This is a genomic window from Vibrio sp. 10N.261.45.E2 (assembly GCF_002875705.1).
Classification (GTDB): Bacteria; Pseudomonadota; Gammaproteobacteria; order Enterobacterales; family Vibrionaceae; genus Vibrio.
Genome location: NZ_MCZZ01000130.1, coordinates 150338 through 168398, shown reverse-complemented (window position 1 = coordinate 168398; position 18061 = coordinate 150338). Strand labels below are relative to the sequence as shown.

General features: G+C 43.7%; 15 protein-coding genes. 6 read left to right on the top strand and 9 right to left on the bottom strand.

The genetic code is table 11. The annotated features are described in order from the left end of the window. Window positions 1–76: 76 nt before the first annotated feature. Entirely contained in the window at window positions 77–1474 is a 1398-nt protein-coding gene (locus BCT34_RS15175; RefSeq protein ID WP_076652832.1) for a peptide MFS transporter, read from the bottom strand. Between the two features lie 501 nt (window positions 1475–1975). Here BCT34_RS15175 and rfaH point away from each other — a divergent pair. Beyond that, window positions 1976–2482: a transcription/translation regulatory transformer protein RfaH gene (gene rfaH, locus BCT34_RS15170; protein ID WP_076652829.1), complete on the top strand. Its 507-nt coding sequence runs from the start codon at window positions 1976–1978 to the stop codon at window positions 2480–2482. A 79-nt stretch (window positions 2483–2561) separates the two neighbouring features. Here the strand turns inward: rfaH and asnB are convergent, their stop codons facing one another. The 4 genes from asnB to nagA form a co-directional block, all read right to left on the bottom strand. After that, window positions 2562–4232, bottom strand: a complete 1671-nt coding sequence (asnB, locus tag BCT34_RS15165; RefSeq protein WP_076652827.1) for an asparagine synthase B — start codon at window positions 4230–4232, stop codon at window positions 2562–2564. Between the two features lie 235 nt (window positions 4233–4467). Continuing rightward, window positions 4468–6054: a cation:proton antiporter family protein gene (locus BCT34_RS15160; protein ID WP_076652824.1), complete on the bottom strand. Its 1587-nt coding sequence runs from the start codon at window positions 6052–6054 to the stop codon at window positions 4468–4470. A gap of 84 nt (window positions 6055–6138) precedes the next feature. Beyond that, window positions 6139–7353 (bottom strand): ROK family protein, encoded by a 1215-nt coding sequence (locus tag BCT34_RS15155; protein ID WP_076654538.1) that lies wholly within the window; start codon window positions 7351–7353, stop codon window positions 6139–6141. A gap of 2 nt (window positions 7354–7355) precedes the next feature. Beyond that, on the bottom strand, window positions 7356–8492 hold the full coding sequence (gene nagA, locus BCT34_RS15150) for an N-acetylglucosamine-6-phosphate deacetylase (RefSeq protein WP_076654539.1): 1137 nt from the start codon (window positions 8490–8492) through the stop codon (window positions 7356–7358). 475 nt (window positions 8493–8967) lie between these two features. On the opposite strand from nagA, the gene nagE reads away from it, so the two are divergent. Beyond that, window positions 8968–10527: an N-acetylglucosamine-specific PTS transporter subunit IIBC gene (gene nagE / locus BCT34_RS15145; protein ID WP_076654540.1), complete on the top strand. Its 1560-nt coding sequence runs from the start codon at window positions 8968–8970 to the stop codon at window positions 10525–10527. Window positions 10528–10829: 302 nt separating this feature from the next. Next, on the top strand, window positions 10830–12497 hold the full coding sequence (gene glnS, locus BCT34_RS15140; RefSeq protein ID WP_076654541.1) for a glutamine--tRNA ligase: 1668 nt from the start codon (window positions 10830–10832) through the stop codon (window positions 12495–12497). A gap of 161 nt (window positions 12498–12658) precedes the next feature. Here the strand turns inward: glnS and fcrX are convergent, their stop codons facing one another. Next, entirely contained in the window at window positions 12659–13108 is a 450-nt protein-coding gene (gene fcrX, locus BCT34_RS15135; RefSeq protein ID WP_076654542.1) for a ferric iron uptake transcriptional regulator FcrX, read from the bottom strand. A 207-nt stretch (window positions 13109–13315) separates the two neighbouring features. Here fcrX and BCT34_RS15130 point away from each other — a divergent pair, with 207 nt between their 5' ends. Beyond that, complete coding sequence (locus tag BCT34_RS15130; protein ID WP_076654543.1) at window positions 13316–13822, top strand: DUF4442 domain-containing protein; 507 nt, start codon at window positions 13316–13318, stop codon at window positions 13820–13822. Window positions 13823–13918: 96 nt separating this feature from the next. Here BCT34_RS15130 and fldA read toward each other — a convergent pair whose 3' ends face one another. The 3 genes from fldA to BCT34_RS15115 all read right to left on the bottom strand — a co-directional run bounded on the left by fldA (window position 13919) and on the right by BCT34_RS15115 (window position 15599). Further along, complete coding sequence (gene fldA, locus BCT34_RS15125) at window positions 13919–14452, bottom strand: flavodoxin FldA (protein WP_004737899.1); 534 nt, start codon at window positions 14450–14452, stop codon at window positions 13919–13921. Between the two features lie 58 nt (window positions 14453–14510). Continuing rightward, complete coding sequence (locus tag BCT34_RS15120; RefSeq protein WP_076654544.1) at window positions 14511–14729, bottom strand: DUF2788 domain-containing protein; 219 nt, start codon at window positions 14727–14729, stop codon at window positions 14511–14513. 108 nt (window positions 14730–14837) lie between these two features. After that, window positions 14838–15599, bottom strand: a complete 762-nt coding sequence (locus tag BCT34_RS15115) for an alpha/beta fold hydrolase (RefSeq protein WP_076654545.1) — start codon at window positions 15597–15599, stop codon at window positions 14838–14840. A 93-nt stretch (window positions 15600–15692) separates the two neighbouring features. Here BCT34_RS15115 and seqA point away from each other — a divergent pair, with 93 nt between their 5' ends. Beyond that, complete coding sequence (seqA, locus tag BCT34_RS15110) at window positions 15693–16232, top strand: replication initiation negative regulator SeqA (RefSeq protein ID WP_076654546.1); 540 nt, start codon at window positions 15693–15695, stop codon at window positions 16230–16232. A gap of 92 nt (window positions 16233–16324) precedes the next feature. Beyond that, the gene (gene pgm / locus BCT34_RS15105) at window positions 16325–17971 is read left to right on the top strand and encodes a phosphoglucomutase (alpha-D-glucose-1,6-bisphosphate-dependent) (protein WP_076654547.1); all 1647 of its coding nucleotides are present in this window, start codon (window positions 16325–16327) and stop codon (window positions 17969–17971) included. Window positions 17972–18061: the final 90 nt, after the last annotated feature.

The following is an 18061-nucleotide window of genomic DNA, read 5'->3' as shown; positions in this document are numbered from 1 at the left end:
GATTTGTGTATAAGAGACAGGCTCAATGAGCAGCCCTTTTTGATTATGATATTTCCTGTGGAAACAGCTTGAGAATTTAAGCAGCAGACGTTTTTGTTACTTGTTCAGTTTTTGGCTCTGCTTCAAGCGTCATATTGCTTTCTACGCCATGCATCCATGATACAAGCTTACCAGCACAAAGCAGTAGCAATACGCCACTCACCGTTGCTGTGATTGCGATACCACTGAAGATAGACATTGCACCAAGTTCACCAACGTGAGAACCCACTAAGCCTGCAACGTAGTTTGCAACCGCATTGAAGCCAAACCATGCACCCATCATCAACGATGCTAGGCGAAGCGGAGCTAACTTAGTGACCAACGACAGGCCAATAGGTGATAGACAAAGCTCACCAAGGGTATGGAAGAAGAACGCACCGACTAACCACAGCATTGATGTTTTCACTGTTAGGTCACCGCCTTGCTCCATTACCGCCCCCATCATGCAGACGAAGCCTAGTGCTAAGAAGAACAAAGCCATCGCAAACTTAACAGGGGAGTTAGGTTCACGCTTGCCCAGTTTCACCCAGAACGCAGCAATGATTGGTGCAAGTGTAATGATGAAGAATGGGTTCAAAGATTGGAACCAAGCTGCAGGAACTTCAAAGTCACCAATCATACGGTCAGTATATTGCTGAGTGTAGATGTTCATCAGGCCGCCTGCTTGTTCAAAGCCCGCCCAGAAAACAATCACGAACAGACCCATGATAAGAATAACTTTTAGTCTGTCGAATTCTTCTTTAGTCAGTGGTGCTTTTTCTTTGGATTTGTTCAGTGCTTTCGCTCGTGCAGCGGCTGGCACAGAACCGATATTGCCTAACCAAGATTGAGCCATTGTCATTTGCATGATCAAGCTAATAACCATACCAATACCAGCGGCTAAGAAACCTGCTTTCCAACCGAATGAATCGACAGCTGCGCCTGAGATTAGGCCACCCAGTAGTGCACCTAAGTTAATGCCCATGTAGAAAATGGTAAAAGCACCATCGCGGCGGTTATCGCCTTCTTGGTACAGGTCGCCAACCATGGTTGAGATGTTCGGCTTAAACATACCGTTACCGCTGATAAGCAGCGCCAAACCTAGGTATAGAGCGCTCACTTGGTCTAAACCGATGAAACCGTTAGGCAGAGCCAGTGTAAATTGGCCCAGCGCCATTAATACACCACCGATTAGTATCGATTTACGTTGTCCTAGGTAATTATCGGCAATCCAACCACCGATTAACGGTGTGATGTAGACTAAGCCGGTGTAAATACCGTAGAGATCGAGTGCGTCTTTCGTTGACCAACCAAGTCCACCGTTGAGGGTAGTGTCAGTCAAAAATAAAACAAGGATGGCACGCATCGCATAGTAAGAGAAACGTTCCCATAGTTCTGTGCTAAAAAGTAGAAATAGGCCTCTAGGGTGGCCAAAGATGTTGTGATTGCTTGGCATAAGTTTTACTAATTTTAGGTATTAAAAGATTTTATAGTCATTCATGTATACACAGTGGGATAAAAGTCTGCAATAGGCATCTTTTATGGTTACGATAACCTAATTTATGTAAGTAATTGATATTAAGGGCATTTGCTTTTGGTGTTGCCCATTTTGGGCGTGCTGCAAACTAATTTTCCAGATTTGAGCTGTTTGCTTAATAATCTTTTTAAAAGTCCTATTAAATGAAATCGATCGGATGTATTGATCTGGTGCATTGTTTTAATTTTAAACGGTATGATATTCTTATAATTGGCACGTACATAGGCTTACAACATTGAGCCTTTTGATCTCTATATGATCCCTGTACAATGCTTAACCACTTTCGACATCGATAACTTTTTGTTGATAAATTGGCCTGCTACGCATTATTTCTTGCTAGTAACGATTGATTTTATTAATGGTGATTCAACCGTTTTAGGCATGTGGTAAAATACTTAAAAATAGAAAATGGCTAGTTAAATGAAACGTTGGTATTTGCTCTACTGTAAGCGTGGTGATCAAAAACGCGCTCAACAGCACCTAGAAAATCAGGGGGTAGAGTGCTTTTACCCTCAAATAGAAGTTGAAAAAGTGGTCAGAGGGAAAGAAAAGCAGGTCAAAGAGCCGCTGTTTCCATCTTACGTTTTTGTCCGCTTCGATTATGAACAAGGCCCTAGCTTTACGACAGTTCGTTCAACGCGCGGTGTAGTCGATTTTATTAAGTTCGGTGCACTACCACATGAAGTTCAAGGTGACTTGATATTTGAGCTAAAAGAGTTTGAGAAGTGCTTCAGCAACGAAGTTGAAGATTGTTGTGTTGAGTTTGAATCTGGTCAGGTAGTTAAAATTCAGAGTGGTCAGTTTGCCGGGGTCGAAGCTATCTTTGATCAGAAAGACGGTGAATCTCGCTCGATTATGCTGGTCAAAATGATCAGCCAAGTGGTTCCAGTCAGTATTGAGAACGAAGCACTACGAGCTCGTGCATAACTGTAGAAATAAAAAATAGGCTTAAAACAAAAGGCGCATAATGCGCCTTTTTTAGTCTTTAGGATTTGTTGAGAACGTTCTAAGCGTTATAAGCATCGTTGTGAACGGCTTGCACTGCACGGCCTGATGGGTCGACACAGTTTTTGAATGACTCATCCCACTCAATCGCTTTTGCTGATGAACAAGCAACTGAAGGCCCACCTGGTACACATTCTGCTGCCGACTCTAGAGGGAATAGCTCCTCAAAGATTTCGCGGTATGCATAACCTTCTTTGGTTGTAGGTGTGTTGTAAGGGAAACGGAACTTAGCAGCTTCCATTTGTTGATCCGTTACTTTTGCCTCAGCTGTTGCTTTCAATGTGTCAATCCAGTCATAGCCAACACCATCAGAGAATTGCTCTTTTTGACGCCACGCGATTGAATCTGGTAGGTAGTGTTCAAAACATTCACGTAGGATATGTTTCTCCATCTTACCGTTACCACACATTTTGTCTTCAGGGTTCAGACGCATTGCAACATCGATGAATTCTTTATCCAAGAATGGTACACGGCCTTCAACACCCCATGCCGCAAGCGATTTGTTTGCACGAGCACAGTCGAACATGCTTAGAGCAAGCAACTTGCGTACTGTCTCTTCGTGGAATTCTTTCGCGTTTGGCGCTTTATGGAAGTACAAGTAACCACCAAAGATCTCATCAGCACCTTCACCAGACAGTACCATTTTGATGCCCATTGCTTTGATTTTACGAGCAAGCAAGTACATTGGCGTTGATGCACGAATCGTCGTTACATCGTAAGTCTCGATGTGGTAGATAACATCACGGATTGCGTCTAAGCCTTCCTGGATGGTGTAAGTCATCTCATGGTGTACAGTACCGATTTTGTCCGCAACTTCACGAGCAGCGATAAGATCTGGCGCGCCTTCAAGGCCAACAGCAAATGAGTGCAGTTGTGGCCACCAAGCTTCAGATTGTTCATCATCTTCGATACGCATTGCTGCAAAACGTTTAGCGACGGCTGAAGTGATTGATGAGTCAAGGCCACCAGATAGAAGTACACCGTAAGGTACATCAGTCATTAGCTGACGCTTAACGGCTGCTTCTAGCGCCTCAGTCAGTTCTTCTTTGCTTGTGCTATTGCCTTGTACTGCAGCGTACTCGTTCCAATCGCGTATGTAGTAGCGTTGAGGTTCTGCATCTTTCGAAGAGTAGAAGCTACCTGGAGGGAATTCACTGATCGTCTTACATACTTCAACCAATGCTTTCATCTCTGAAGCAACGTAGTAGTTGCCGTGCTCATCGTAACCTTGGTAAAGCGGAATAATACCGATATGGTCGCGGCCCACTAGGTATTCGTCTTTCTCTTCGTCGTATAAAACGAATGCGAAAATACCGTTAAGTTCTTCTAAAAGGTCTGCACCCATCTCTTGGTATAGCGCTAGGATAACTTCACAGTCAGAATCAGTCTGGAACTGGTACTTATCTTCATAGCGTGCGCGAAGTTCTTTGTGGTTATAAATTTCACCGTTCACTGCAAGAATGTGCTTTTTGTCTTGGCTGTATAGCGGTTGAGCACCACTGTTCAAGCCAACAATAGCAAGACGTTCATGAGCAAGGATTGCTTTTTCACCTGCATAGATACCAGACCAGTCTGGACCACGGTGACGAAGCTTTTTAGACATTTCTAAAGCAATAGGGCGAAGTGCTGCGGCATCACTTTTAATGTCGAGAATGCCAAATACTGAACACATAGAACTTCCTTTTAAATAATTTCCAAATCAACTGCATTCAATTTGCCATTCTGGCTAAAAAAAGCAACCGGATGTGAGCAAAAAAATAATATAAAGCGTGTTCTATTAGAAATTATCTAATTATTATGTGTTTTTTGTGTTTGGCGTTTAATTGCGGTTGGTTTTTTAAACAAAAACCTCTCAAAAGTGTAAAAAAATAGGCAATTTTGAGAGGTTTAATAGAACGTGTTTAATACTAGATTTTATTGATGTTTGGGTTTAACTGTTCGCAAACGTGACGTGCAAAACCACTACCAGCCTCGCTGTAAATATTAAATGCTGCATCAACACCATTCTCTTTTAGTGTTTCGAGCTGATCAGGATATTCCGCAATAGCCGCAATTTGGCCTTTAAAGTTACGTGACTTTAGTTGTTCTAGAGCAGTTTGATTACCTTGGTGATGCGGCATCGCTAAAATCACCAGTTTCACGTTTGCTGTATCTAGAATTCGTTCCCAGAAATCTGGGTCAGTTGCATCGCCAGAAATCACGTTTCTTCCATGGCTTCTGTGGTTGTGGGCTGCTTCTTCACGAACTTCAACGCCTAAGCTGACTTTACCGTAGCGTGAACGCAATTCGTCGTAGGCACCAGTACCGATACGTCCCATACCGAGGATAAGTACTTGTGCTCGACCCGGATCAATTCGTTTATCACGTTGATGAAGCTTCTCGGCAGCGTGTTCTTTTAACCAGCGCCCAGACTGTTGATAAAGCTTGTGACCCGCTTTGTTGAGAGGTGCTGCGATTAAGAAAGAGAGTGATACTGCAATCGCCAGAGCCACCAAAATGTCACCAGACATCCAACCCATCTTAAAGGCAAGGCCGCCGACGATAAGACCAAATTCACTGTAGTTAAACAGTGATAGAGAGGCGAGTAGAGACGTTCGAACACGAAACTTGAATCGGTTGAGTACCAAGAAGTAGAGAATGCCTTTTACTGGCAGTAACAATAAGAACAAGACTGCAAGCATAAAGCCTTGAATAGTCGGTTCTTCGGACAAGCCAATATTCAAGAAGAAGCAGACGAGGAACAGTTCTTTGAGGTTAAACAGCGACTTCGACAGCTCTGAAGCCTTTGGGTGACCGGCTAGCAACATCCCTAGGATAAGGGCGCCTAAGTCTGGTTTTACACCTACAAATTGGAACAAGCCAGCACCGACAACTAATGCGAAGAAGATACCGAAAAGCACCAACATTTCACCGTGTCCAACCCAGTCGAGGATTTTGTAAAACAAGGGACGTAAGAAAGGTAGAGCGAAGAGTGCGATGGCGTACCATTCTGGAATTTTACCCGTCGATGCGGTCAAAAAGACCACTGCAAAGATATCCTGCATGACCAGTATACCAATCGCTAGCGTGCCGTAGGTCGCGTTCATTTCCCCTTTCTCTTGCAGAGACTTCACCGCGAATACGGTACTAGAGAATGAAAGGGCAAACCCGAGTAGAACGATCTGTTCTATCGACATGGCAGCGAGGGATGAAATACCTAAGAATTTAAAACCAAATAGGGCGACGGCAAAAAACAGAGTAGATAAAAGGTTGTGGATTGTTGCGCCAGCCCAGATCTCCTTAGAGAGCAGAGTTTTGATGTCGAGCTTTAGGCCAATGGTAAATAGGAGCAGGGTGACACCAAGGTCAGCCAAGGTAATGATGGTGTCATTAGTTTCAAAGCCTAGGGCAAAGAGCCCGAAACCTGCGACCAAAAAACCAACTAATGGAGGAAGTTGACACTTTAAAGCAATAAATCCTGCGATAAACGCAGTGGATATTAATATAAGTTCCATAACTTGTTGTTGTAGTTCCCTAGCTTAAAAAAACGGGCCGTGTTTATACAAACACGGCCCGCGGAAAATCAGAATTGTTTTTCTCTAGTCTTCGAGAAGCTTCTGCAGCAACACACCGTTGAGCATGGCGCGCTTAATCATAGCAAAAGCTCCCATCGTAGGATGTTTATCGATCTGTGATGCTACAATAGGCAGGCCGCTATGGAAAGTCGTTAACGACTGATTCTCTACATTGCGCTTAATTGCAGGGAAAACAATCTCTTGTGCCTTGGTAATATCACCAGCGATGATAACTTTTTGTGGGTTAAATAAGTTAATCGTCATCGCGATAGCCTTACCTAACTGGTTTCCTACTCGAACCAAGCTTTGCTTCGCTAGCTCATCACCATTGATCGCGTGGTCACAAACATCTTGAATCGTAATCTGTTCAAGCTCTGTTAAAGAAGACTCATAGCCCTGCTTAATCAGCTTCTGTACACGCTCAACGATAGCTGGGTTTGCTGCTACCGTTTCAAGACAACCGAAGTTACCACATTGGCATTGCTCGCCTAGCGGATCAATTTGGATATGACCAATTTCACCCACGTTACGGTTGTGGCCTAAGAAAACCTGACCATTAACGATAATACCTGCACCTGTACCACGGTGCACACTGACCAAAATAGAATCTTGACTGTCCTTGCTTGCACCAAAGTAGTGTTCAGCAAGCGCCATTCCTCGAACGTCATTACCAACAAAACAAGCAACATGGAATGTATCGCGAATAATGTCGCTCAATGCGAGGTTATCGATGTCTGTATTAGGCATGTACTCAACGACACCTGTCGTTGGGTTAACCAAGCCTGGAAGAGTGACACCAATGGCAATCAGTTGGTCGATCTTTGGTTGATGTTCAGCAATGAAAGCCTTTAGGTTATTGACCAAGCCTTGGGTAAGGTCTGATTGGTTAGAATAGTTCAGGTCTTGCTGTTGGAAAGCCAATTCACGACCACCAAGGTCATGCAGGCTTATTTGAATGTAGTCTCGACCTAAGCGCACAGCGACAGAATGAAAAGGTTCTACTTCTGTGGTTAGGGAGATAGCGCGTCTACCGCCAGTAGACGCTTGCTGCGCAACCTCTTTAATTAGGCCGCGCTCTAAAAGTTGGCGGGTAATTTTTGTAACACTTGCCGGTGCGAGTTGGCTTACATCAGCCACTTGTATACGACTGATAGGCCCTTGTTGGTCTATTAGTCGGTATACCGCCGCACTGTTTAGTTGTTTAACTAAGTCTACGTTACCTATTTGTCCGCCATTCATACTTAATTGTGCTCGTATTGTCCATTAACAACAGTCGCTTTAACGTTAAAGTCTCGGTCAAATACAGCTAGGTTTGCAACCATGCCTTTTTTGATTCGACCTAGCTTGCTTTCTACACCGATAGCCGTAGCTGGGTATAGAGTAGCCATGCGAAGAGCTTCGTCTAAAGCGATACCAGCGTGCTCAACTGTATTCTGAACTGCTTCAATCATAGTTAGAGCTGAGCCGCCCAGTGTGCCGTTTTCATCAACACACTTACCATCACGGTAATATACTTTCTTACCGACAAAAATAAAGTATTCCATGTCAGCACCTGCAGGAGCTGTGGCATCCGTCACTAATACCAACTTTTCTCCCTTGATTTTATGCGCAATTCTGATGTTTGCGTAATCAACGTGGAAACCGTCGGCGATGATGCCTGCGTACACCTCAGGTGTATCGTAGATAGCGCCAACCACACCTGGTTCACGACCAACCATTGGGGTCATTGCATTAAACAGGTGAGTCGCGAACGTGATACCAGATTCGAAACCTTGGCGCGCTTCTGCGTAAGTTGCATTAGTGTGGCCGATAGAAACGACAACGCCGGCCTTGTGTAGGCGTTCGATGTGTTCTGGATCGTTAAGCTCGGGAGCCAGTGTTACTTTCGCAACAAGGTCGCTGTTCTCACAGATAAGCTCAATCATTTCGCTGTCAGACTTACGAATGTGGTCGACGCTATGGATGCCTTTTTTCGCAACGTTTAGGTAAGGACCCTCAAGGTGCAGACCCAAAGATTGGTTTTGGTACTGGTTATGGTATTCACGAGCTGCCGCGATAACCGCACGCATATCTTCATCTGAAGAGGTGATAAGCGTTGGTAAGAAGCTAGTACAGCCAGATTTGAGGTTTGCTTTGTGCATGATCTGCATGGTTTCTGCAGTGATCTCATCGTTAAGCATCACACCGCCACAACCATTCAATTGTAGGTCAATGAAACCTGGGCTTAGGTTTGCTCCATCTAGGTCGCGAACCTCAATTCCTTCTGGCAATTCAGAGATAGGACAGACTTTTTTGATCAGTTCGTTTTCTATTACAACAGCATGATCGGTTAGAACATCACTACCAGTGTAAATTTTACAGTTACTTAGCGCGTACATAGTCAGCTAATCCTTATTTCGTGAGATCTTTTAAATTCGTTCGTTACCTAAATGTGGACTTAGTTTGCGAGCATCATTTACGTAACGATTTATCTTTTATGGGCAAACGGCTTTAAATTGGAAAGCTATTTAAGTTGTTGAAAAATATATGAACAATTGATTGTTATTATACATTTAGGCTTATTGATAATGATTGTTCTAGGGGCTTTGTAAACCCGGAGGTACCATCTTTTTGCCTAATGATTAGATTTGGATTTTATCTATAAATGTTCATTTTTTTGAATGATAAAATAAGTTTTATGATCTCGCTAGCAAAAACCTCTGGATTTGGTAAAAACTGGTGATTAGGATCACAAATGGTAAGGTTTTAATTTGCGGAGCAAAATTAATTGAATACACTGAATAGGACTAAATTGAGCGACTAAAATAAGTTTCTCAAACGAATTCTAAAAAATCCTATAGGGGGAAACAACTGGTGAATATTCTAGGATATGCACAGAAGCTTGGTAAGGCGTTAATGCTACCAATCGCAACGCTTCCGATTGCGGCGCTTCTTTTACGTTTAGGTCAAGGCGATCTACTTGATATTCCATTCATGGCGCAAGCTGGTGGTGCTATCTTCGGTAACCTACCATTGCTCTTTGGTCTAGGTATCGCGATTGGTCTTTCTAAAGACGGTAACGGCGCAGCAGGTCTTGCAGGTGCAGTTGCTTACTTCGTACTAACTGCTACAGCAACGACAATTAACGCAGACGTTAACATGTCATTCTTCGGCGGTATCTTCGCAGGTATCATCGCAGGCCACTCTTACAATGCTTTCCACGCGACACGCCTTCCAGAATGGCTAGCTTTCTTCGCGGGTAAACGTTTAGTACCAATCATGGCCGGTCTATTTGCACTCGTTGCAGGTGCTGTGTCTGGTGTGGTTTGGCCTGGTGTTCAATCTGGTCTAGACGCACTTGCTCATGCAGTATCAACGTCTGGCGCTATCGGCCAATTCGTTTACGGTACTCTTAACCGTGCACTTATCCCTGTAGGTCTACACCACGTATTGAACTCATACTTCTGGTTCGGTATGGGTACATGTCAAGAAATCATCGTTGCTGGTCAAGGCGCATTCGCTAACATCACTCAACTTTGTGTTGACCCAGCACTGGCTAAAACTTTAGTTGTTGGCCAAGAGCACACATTCACATTCGCTAACTCTGTAACTCCAGAAATCACTACTGTAGTTAAAGAAGTGACTGAAACTGTTAAATCTGGCGACCTACACCGTTTCTTCGGTGGCGATAAAGGCGCTGGCGTATTCATGAACGGTTTCTTCCCTGTAATGATGTTCGGTCTACCAGGTGCTGCACTTGCAATGTACCTAGCTGCTCCTGCTGAAAAACGTAGCCAAGTTGGTGGCGCACTATTCTCAGTTGCATTCTGTTCATTCCTAACAGGTATCACAGAGCCGCTAGAATTCATGTTCGTATTCCTAGCTCCTGCTCTATACGCAATGCACGCTGTATTTACTGGTCTGTCTCTAGTAGTTGCTAACATGTTTGGTACTCTGCACGGTTTCGGTTTCTCTGCTGGTCTTATCGACTTCGTATTGAACTGGGGTCTAGCAACTAAACCATTCGTACTACTACTAATCGGTCTTGGTTTCGGTGCTCTATACTTCTTCACTTTCTCTTTCGCAATCCGCGCTTTCAACTTGAAATCGCCAGGTCGTGAAGATGACGACGAAGCTGCTGCAGCTCCTGCAGGTGAAGCACCAAAAGGCGACCTTGCACGTCAATACCTGAAAGCTCTAGGTGGTCACGACAACCTAACTTCAATCGACGCTTGTATCACTCGTCTACGTCTAACTCTTAAAGACCGCTCTGTTGCAGATGAAGTTGTTCTTAAGAAACTAGGTGCTAAAGGTGTGGTTAAACTAGGTGAAAACAACCTACAGGTTATCCTTGGCCCACTAGCTGAAATCGTAGCTGGCGAAATGAAAGCTATCGGTGCAGGCGAAGACCTATCTGATGTAAAACTTCCATAGTAAGGGAAGTACTTAATTAAGACGTAAAGCTACTCTTAAGTAAGTGTCAAATTGAAAGCCTCCCACATGGGAGGCTTTTTTGTGCCTGTCGTTTAAGACCTGTGAACGTGGTTCGTTCTATTCTTCATCGAATAGCAGAAATAATCGTAATTAACGAACGGTTCTTATTGTGCAAAGGCGAAGAATTGTGGATGATTAGCAACAATGATCTTTCTATCTTTGACTGGCGCGATACGCGACCGTTTTCTTTGAGACGAAAGATAACTTTCTCTGACAATACTAAATACATAGAGGTGCTATAGATGAGTGAAGCTGAGGCTCGTCCATCGAATTTCATTCGCCAAATTATTGATAAAGATTTAGCGGATGGTACACACAGTAGCGTGCATACTCGTTTCCCGCCGGAGCCAAATGGCTACCTGCACATTGGTCACGCTAAATCTATTTGCTTGAACTTTGGTATTGCTCAGGACTACCAGGGACAATGTAATCTTCGTTTCGATGATACAAACCCTGAAAAAGAAGACGTTGAATACGTTGAGTCAATTAAGAATGATGTAAGCTGGTTAGGCTTCGAATGGTCTGGTGATATTTGTTACTCATCAAACTATTTCGATACGCTTTACGCTTATGCTGTGGAATTAATTAATAAAGGCTTAGCGTATGTTGACGAGCTAAGTCCTGATCAAATCCGTGAGTACCGTGGCACGCTAAAAGAGCCAGGTAAAGCGAGTCCATACCGTGATCGTAGCCCTGAAGAGAACCTAGCGTTGTTTGAAAAAATGCGCGACGGTGGCTTTGAAGAAGGTAAAGCGTGTCTACGTGCTAAGATCGACATGAGCTCGTCATTTATGGTAATGCGTGATCCTGTTATCTACCGTGTTCGTTTTGCTCACCACCATCAGACAGGTGACAAATGGTGCATTTACCCAATGTACGATTTCACTCACTGTATCTCTGATGCGCTGGAAGGCATTACGCACTCTATCTGTACTCTTGAATTCCAAGACAACCGTCGCCTATACGACTGGGTTTTAGATAATATTACGATCGATTGCCAACCTCGTCAGTACGAGTTCAGCCGTCTGAATCTTGAATACACGGTGATGTCTAAGCGTAAGCTAAACCAACTTGTGGTTGAAAACCTAGTCCAAGGCTGGGATGACCCACGTATGCCAACTATTTCTGGCTTGCGTCGTCGTGGGTTTACTTCAAGCTCAATTCGTGAATTCTGTAAGCGTATTGGCGTGACTAAGCAAGAGAACATGATTGAATTCGGTTCACTTGAGTCTTGTATCCGTGACGATCTGAACGAAAATGCACCTCGAGCAATGGCCGTTCTGGATCCAGTTAAGATCGTGATTGAAAACTACGATGCGGATAAAGTAGAGACACTAACGGTTGCTAACCACCCGAACAAACCTGAAATGGGCACTCGTGAAGTACCATTTACTCGTGAAGTGTGGATTGAGCGTGATGACTTCCGTGAAGAAGCAAACAAGAAGTACAAGCGTTTGGTTCTAGGTAAAGAAGTTCGTCTACGTGGCGCTTACGTGATCAAAGCTGAACGTATCGAAAAAGATGCAGAAGGTAACATTACGACTATCTTCTGTTCTTACGACAACGAAACATTGGGTAAGAACCCTGCAGATGGCCGCAAAGTGAAAGGCGTTATCCACTGGGTATCTGCTGATAAAGCGCTGCCTGCTGAGATTCGTTTGTACGATCGTCTATTCACTGTGGCAAACCCTGCTGCTGCGGATGATTTCGCTGCAACGATCAACCCAGAATCTCTGGTTAAGTTGAACGGTTTTGTTGAGCCTAGCCTAGCGGAAGCGGCTGCAGAGCAAGGTTTCCAATTTGAGCGTACAGGTTACTTCTGTGTAGATTCAAAAGACTCTAAAGCAGATGCGTTGGTATTCAACCGCACGGTTGGCCTACGTGATACCTGGGGTAAAACGGAAGCTTAATGCTTGAGTACTTGGTTTGTTCAAAACGACCAAATAAAAAACCGGCTTAGAGCCGGTTTTTTTGTGTCTGAATAAAATAACAAATTATGAACCAAGCTGATATGAATCTTAATAGGGCATTGATCCAAATAAAAAACGCCGGCCTAAGCCAGCGTTCTGTATTATTTTTTCGCTTTATGCGCGTCTGGGTTGCCTTTGCAATCCCCGCTAATGCTTTTTCCGTACAAGTATAAGCTGTGGTTAGTCAGTTTAACGTTGTAACGTAGAGCGATCTCTTTTTGTCTTTCTTCAATGATGTCATCAGAGAATTCGATCACTTCGCCACAATCTAGACACACTAAGTGGTCATGGTGGTGCTGTGTTGAAAGTTCAAATACAGACTTACCGCCTTCAAAGTGGTGGCGAGTTACAATGCCAGCGTCATCGAATTGGTTTAATACTCGATAAACGGTCGCAAGCCCGATCTCTTCACCTAGGTCGATCAGCTTTTTATATAAATCTTCAGCACTAATATGTTGGCAGTCTGGTTGTTGTAATACTTCTAAAATTTTGAGCCTTGGGAGGGTCACTTTAAGACCAGCATCTTTTAGCGCTTGATTATTGTCTGACATATACTTTCCTGTTGATGATCTGCAGCAGTTAACAGAATTCAATATTAATACCATTATAGTTTAGTCAGGCATAACAATAAACCACGAACTTCAAAGGGTTACTAATCAACATCACAATCTGTTTTGTAAATTGGAAGTATCTCACTTATAGTGGAGGTACGACCAGTCAGGGTGGCGGTATTTCTAATATGAACACGGAATGTTGTTATGAATAAGCAGCTCGCAAGAATATACAAACCAAACATTGTAAGATTCGCTCTTAATATCTGGCCTCCGTTCTGGGGAGCAGGGATCAAAATAGCTCATATCAGCCCAGACTTCAGGGTAGTTAAAACTGTGCTCAAGCTACGTTGGTGGAATAAAAATGCCAATCGTACTCAATATGGAGGCAGCATCTTTTCCCTGACTGATCCTGTTTACTCTTTGATGTTAATGGGAATTTTGGGTGAGCGATATTATGTTTGGGACAAGGAAGCGAGCATTAACTTTATCAAACCGGGGCAATCTGATTTATATGCAGATTTCGAAATAAGCCAAGGGCAACTTGATGAGATTTATCGTCAGACACAACTCGGTGAGAAGTGTTTTCCTGAGTTTATTATCTATGTCAAAGATGAGCAGGGAAATGTGGTATCAGAAATTCAACGCACCCTTTATGTAAGAAAGAAGCCGCAATTTAGAGATGATGACGAAGCATTAGAAGCTGAGTGTTAATTCCTAGGTTTTAAATAGCAAAAAACCTCCCATAAGGAGGTTTTTTCATATCTACATAGTTGTCATTAATTGTAACAATTAACAACCGCTAGAGAATTAGTCTTCTAGCTCTGCTAGGCACATTTCTTCGTGGATTTGTTTAACCCAGTTAGATACACGCTCATCAGTTAGTTCAGGTTGACGATCTTCATCGATACATAGACCAACGAATTGGCTGTCATCGCCTTCAACTAAACCTTTCGATGCTTCGAATTCGTAGCCTTCAGTTGATGTGTAACCTAGGATAGTACCGCCTTTCGCCTCAACGATGTCACGGATAGTACCCATAGCATCACAGAAGTATTCTGCGTAATCTTCTTGGTCACCACAACCAAAGATAGCAACAAGCTTAGTTGAGAAATCAATAGCTTCTAGCTCTGGGAAAAAGTCATCCCAATCACATTGTGCTTCGCCGTAGTACCACGTAGGGATACCAAGCAGCAGTAGATCGAAATTATCGATATCTTCTTTGCTGCTTTTTGCAATGTCTTGAACGTGAACGAGCTGCTTGCTCAATTGCTTTTGAATCATCTTAGCAACAGCTTCAGTGTTACCTGTATCGCTACCAAAGAAGAGACCTACACTTGCCATAGAATCATTACCTTTCATTTTGTCTGTTGTCGGTGTAATAAAGTTCGGAAGAGAATCGTTAGATCCCAGTTCCTTCCCAGCTTAGTTGGATTATCCCTTTGGCGATAAAACCCGCACAGCCAAGGAAAAGTACTAACCATACGATGCGACGACCAAATGCAGGAACATTTCCCTGCTTGAGAACGTCCTTAATTGCCATACCGATTAAAAAGAAAATCGCGGCAAACAGGATATCTAAACCAACAGATTCGATGATGTTCATGTAGTCGTAAAGCATGGGAACCTTATATACCAATTTTGCTTGGGCGCACTATATCACTGTTGTGAGATAAAGTTAATCTGCAGTAATTACACAGTTCTCATTTATCTGTACGAAAAAGTGCAGTTAAGCGATGAATTTTCTAATCGCTCTAAGTACTTCTGCCGGTTTTTCAGCATGCAGCCAGTGACCCGTGTTGGCAATGACGTGCGCTTTTGCGTTGGTAAATTGCTGCTGTACGGCTGCTTGATGTTCTGCGGTGAGGTAGTCAGAATTCCCACCTTTTATTAGCAGAGTTTTGACCGAGGTTTTGTCGATCGGTTCCCAACCAATAATGTGTGGGTAGTTGTTCAATAACGAGGCAACATTGAAACGCCATTCCATGATGCCTTGCTCTGCTTTGAATAGAGATTTGGTCAAAAACTGGCGAACTCCATCAATCTCGATATGTTTTGCGAGAACCCTCAGTGCATCTGAGCGTGAGGTCGGTTTCTCTTCAATCACGGCTTGTAGGCCAGCGAATACGTTGTCGTGGCGATTTAGAGTGTAAGCGACCGGCGCCATATCCAAGACAATCAACTTGTGCAGTGTAAGATGCTGTGTCAGTGCCATCGCGACTTTGCCACCCATAGAGTGACCAATCACAGTGACGTCTTCTAACTTAAGATCATGCAGCAGTTGAGCCACGTCTTGTGCCATCGCTTGATAGTTATGAGTGTCACTATGAAAGGATTGACCGTGGTTGCGGAGATCGATACTAAGTATCTGATGATCGGCTTTTAGATCCCTAGCGAGCAAGCCAAGGTTGTCCAGATTACCGAACAATCCATGGATCAAAACAATGGTGTGACCCTCACCTTCAATTTTATAGTTGAGCTGTACTGACATTTTTATCTTATTCATGGTGGGTTTGACGTAGAGTATCCGCGCGGATCTCGCTATAATCCCCCAGAGTTTAAACATTGAGATTGTGAAAAGCGAATGAAAACAATTGAGGTTGATGAGGACCTATACCGTTTTATTGCGGGTCAGACAGAACGTATTGGCGAAAGCGCTTCAGATATTCTGCGCCGCTTGTTACAGGTTGATAGCCAAGGCATGGCTCCGATCGAAGAGATCGTTGAGCCAAAAGGTATCGTTGTTAGCAAAGAGGTAGGCTTTACTCCAGAGAAGTTCGATGGCGTTAAAGAAATGCGCTCACTACTAATATCAGATGAGTTTGCATCACTAAAGAAAGCCATTGATCGTTTCATGCTTGTGTTATCAACACTGCATAAAATCGACCCTTTAAGCTTTTCAGAAGCAACTCAAGTAAAAGGCCGTAAGCGCGTTTACTTTGCGGATAACGAAGCAACGTTGCTAGCAAATGGTAACACGACTAAGCCTAAAGCTATTCCAAACAGTCCTTTTTGGGTTATTACTAATAACAATACAAGTCGAAAAAGACAGATGGTTGAGCAGCTAATGAGCCGCATGAGCTTCCAAGCAGAATTGATAGAAAAAGTAACAGGTTCAATTTAACGAAATCTGATTTAAACCTCATAATATCCATGGATAAGAAGATATTATGAGGTTTTTTTGTTTTTAAATTTTATATATAAGGATGTCGAAAAATGGCTATGCACCCTCGTGCTGGGCAAAAAGCTCAGCAGGAAGATCTTCATAATATCCCGGCTTTAGTTGCTAACTATTTCTTACAGCAACCGGATGCGACAAACCCAGATCATAAAGTACTTTTCGGTACTTCAGGTCACCGCGGTACAGCAGACAAATCAACATTTAACGAAAACCACATTCTAGCGATTGTACAAGCCGTTGCTGAAGTGCGTGCCGAGCAAGGTACAACTGGTCCGCTTTTCTTAGGTAAAGATACTCACGCTCTATCTGAGCCTGCATTCTCTACTGTTATCGAGGTGCTTGTTGCGAACGGTGTTGAAGTTATTATTCAAGAAAACAATGGCTTTACTCCAACACCTGGTATCTCGCATGCGATTCTTACGCACAACCTAGTGAATGACAAAAAAGCAGACGGCATTGTTATCACGCCTTCGCATAACCCACCTCAAGACGGCGGCATCAAATACAATCCGACACACGGTGGCCCGGCTGAAGCTGAATTGACTCAAGCAATTGAAGACCGTGCGAACGTGATTATTGCTGAGCAAATGCAAGGTGTTAAGCGCACGCCTATCGCACAAGCTAAACAGTCTGAGCTAGTGAAAGAAGTCGACCTAGTGGCGCCATACGTCGCTGACTTGGTTAACGTCGTAGATATGGAAGCGATCCAGAAAGCAAACATCAAGATTGGTGTTGATCCACTGGGTGGCAGTGGTATTGATTACTGGCGCCAAATTGGTAAGGCGTACAACCTAGACCTTACTCTGGTAAGTGAAGCGGTTGACCCTTCATTCCAATTCATGTCTCTAGATAAAGATGGCGTGGTTCGTATGGACTGTTCTTCTCCATACGCAATGGCAGGTCTACTGGCGCTTAAAGACGAGTATGCTCTCGCGTTTGGTAATGACCCAGATTACGATCGCCACGGCATCGTGACACCAAAAGGCCTGATGAATCCAAACCACTTCTTAGCGGTTTGTATTGATTACTTATACCGTAACCGTGAAGGTTGGGGTAAAGACGTTGCTGTTGGTAAGACACTAGTATCAAGTGCATTAATCGATCGCGTAGTTGCTGACTTAGGTCGCGAACTTTGTGAAGTACCAGTTGGCTTCAAATGGTTCGTTGATGGTTTATACAACGGTCAGTTTGGCTTTGGTGGTGAAGAGAGTGCAGGTGCTTCTTTCCTACGTAAAGACGGTACGCCTTGGTCAACAGATAAAGATGGCCTAATTCTTTGCCTACTTGCGGCTGAGATCACAGCAGTAACGGGTAAGAACCCACAAGAATACTACGAAGAGCTTGCTGCTAAACACGGCGAATCTAAGTACAACCGTATTCAAGCGGTAGCGAATGGCGCACAAAAAGATGTGCTTAAAAAGCTGTCTCCAGAGATGGTTGCAGCTGAGACGCTTGCTGGTGATGCAATTACTGCTCGCTTAACACATGCTCCAGGTAATGGCGCAGCGATTGGTGGCCTTAAAGTGACAACCGAGAACGGTTGGTTTGCTGCTCGTCCATCAGGCACTGAAGACATCTACAAGATCTACTGTGAAAGCTTTAAAGGTGAAGAGCACTTAAAAGCAATCGAGGCAGAAGCTCAAGAGATTGTTAACCAAGTATTTGCAGCCGCTGGTCTATAATCGAATCTCGATTACTAGAGTCGTTAGGTAAATAGAAGAAGGGTTGATGTGAATGCATCAGCCCTTTTTATTTGTCTGTCAGTAATCTAC

Bases quoted from the DNA above. Each gene is read 5' to 3' on its own strand.
- nagA (WP_076654539.1), bottom strand. From the start codon at position 8,492: ATGTACGCGCTAAGTAACTGTAAAATTTACACTGGTAGTGATGTTCTA.
- asnB (WP_076652827.1), bottom strand. From the start codon at position 4,232: ATGTGTTCAGTATTTGGCATTCTCGACATTAAAAGTGATGCCGCAGCA.
- pgm (WP_076654547.1), top strand. From the start codon at position 16,325: ATGGCTATGCACCCTCGTGCTGGGCAAAAAGCTCAGCAGGAAGATCTT.
- BCT34_RS15130 (WP_076654543.1), top strand. From the start codon at position 13,316: ATGAATAAGCAGCTCGCAAGAATATACAAACCAAACATTGTAAGATTC.
- BCT34_RS15155 (WP_076654538.1), bottom strand. From the start codon at position 7,353: ATGAATGGCGGACAAATAGGTAACGTAGACTTAGTTAAACAACTAAAC.
- BCT34_RS15175 (WP_076652832.1), bottom strand. From the start codon at position 1,474: ATGCCAAGCAATCACAACATCTTTGGCCACCCTAGAGGCCTATTTCTA.
- BCT34_RS15120 (WP_076654544.1), bottom strand. From the start codon at position 14,729: ATGCTTTACGACTACATGAACATCATCGAATCTGTTGGTTTAGATATC.
- glnS (WP_076654541.1), top strand. From the start codon at position 10,830: ATGAGTGAAGCTGAGGCTCGTCCATCGAATTTCATTCGCCAAATTATT.
- seqA (WP_076654546.1), top strand. From the start codon at position 15,693: ATGAAAACAATTGAGGTTGATGAGGACCTATACCGTTTTATTGCGGGT.
- rfaH (WP_076652829.1), top strand. From the start codon at position 1,976: ATGAAACGTTGGTATTTGCTCTACTGTAAGCGTGGTGATCAAAAACGC.
- BCT34_RS15160 (WP_076652824.1), bottom strand. From the start codon at position 6,054: ATGGAACTTATATTAATATCCACTGCGTTTATCGCAGGATTTATTGCT.
- fcrX (WP_076654542.1), bottom strand. From the start codon at position 13,108: ATGTCAGACAATAATCAAGCGCTAAAAGATGCTGGTCTTAAAGTGACC.
- fldA (WP_004737899.1), bottom strand. From the start codon at position 14,452: ATGGCAAGTGTAGGTCTCTTCTTTGGTAGCGATACAGGTAACACTGAA.
- BCT34_RS15115 (WP_076654545.1), bottom strand. From the start codon at position 15,599: ATGTCAGTACAGCTCAACTATAAAATTGAAGGTGAGGGTCACACCATT.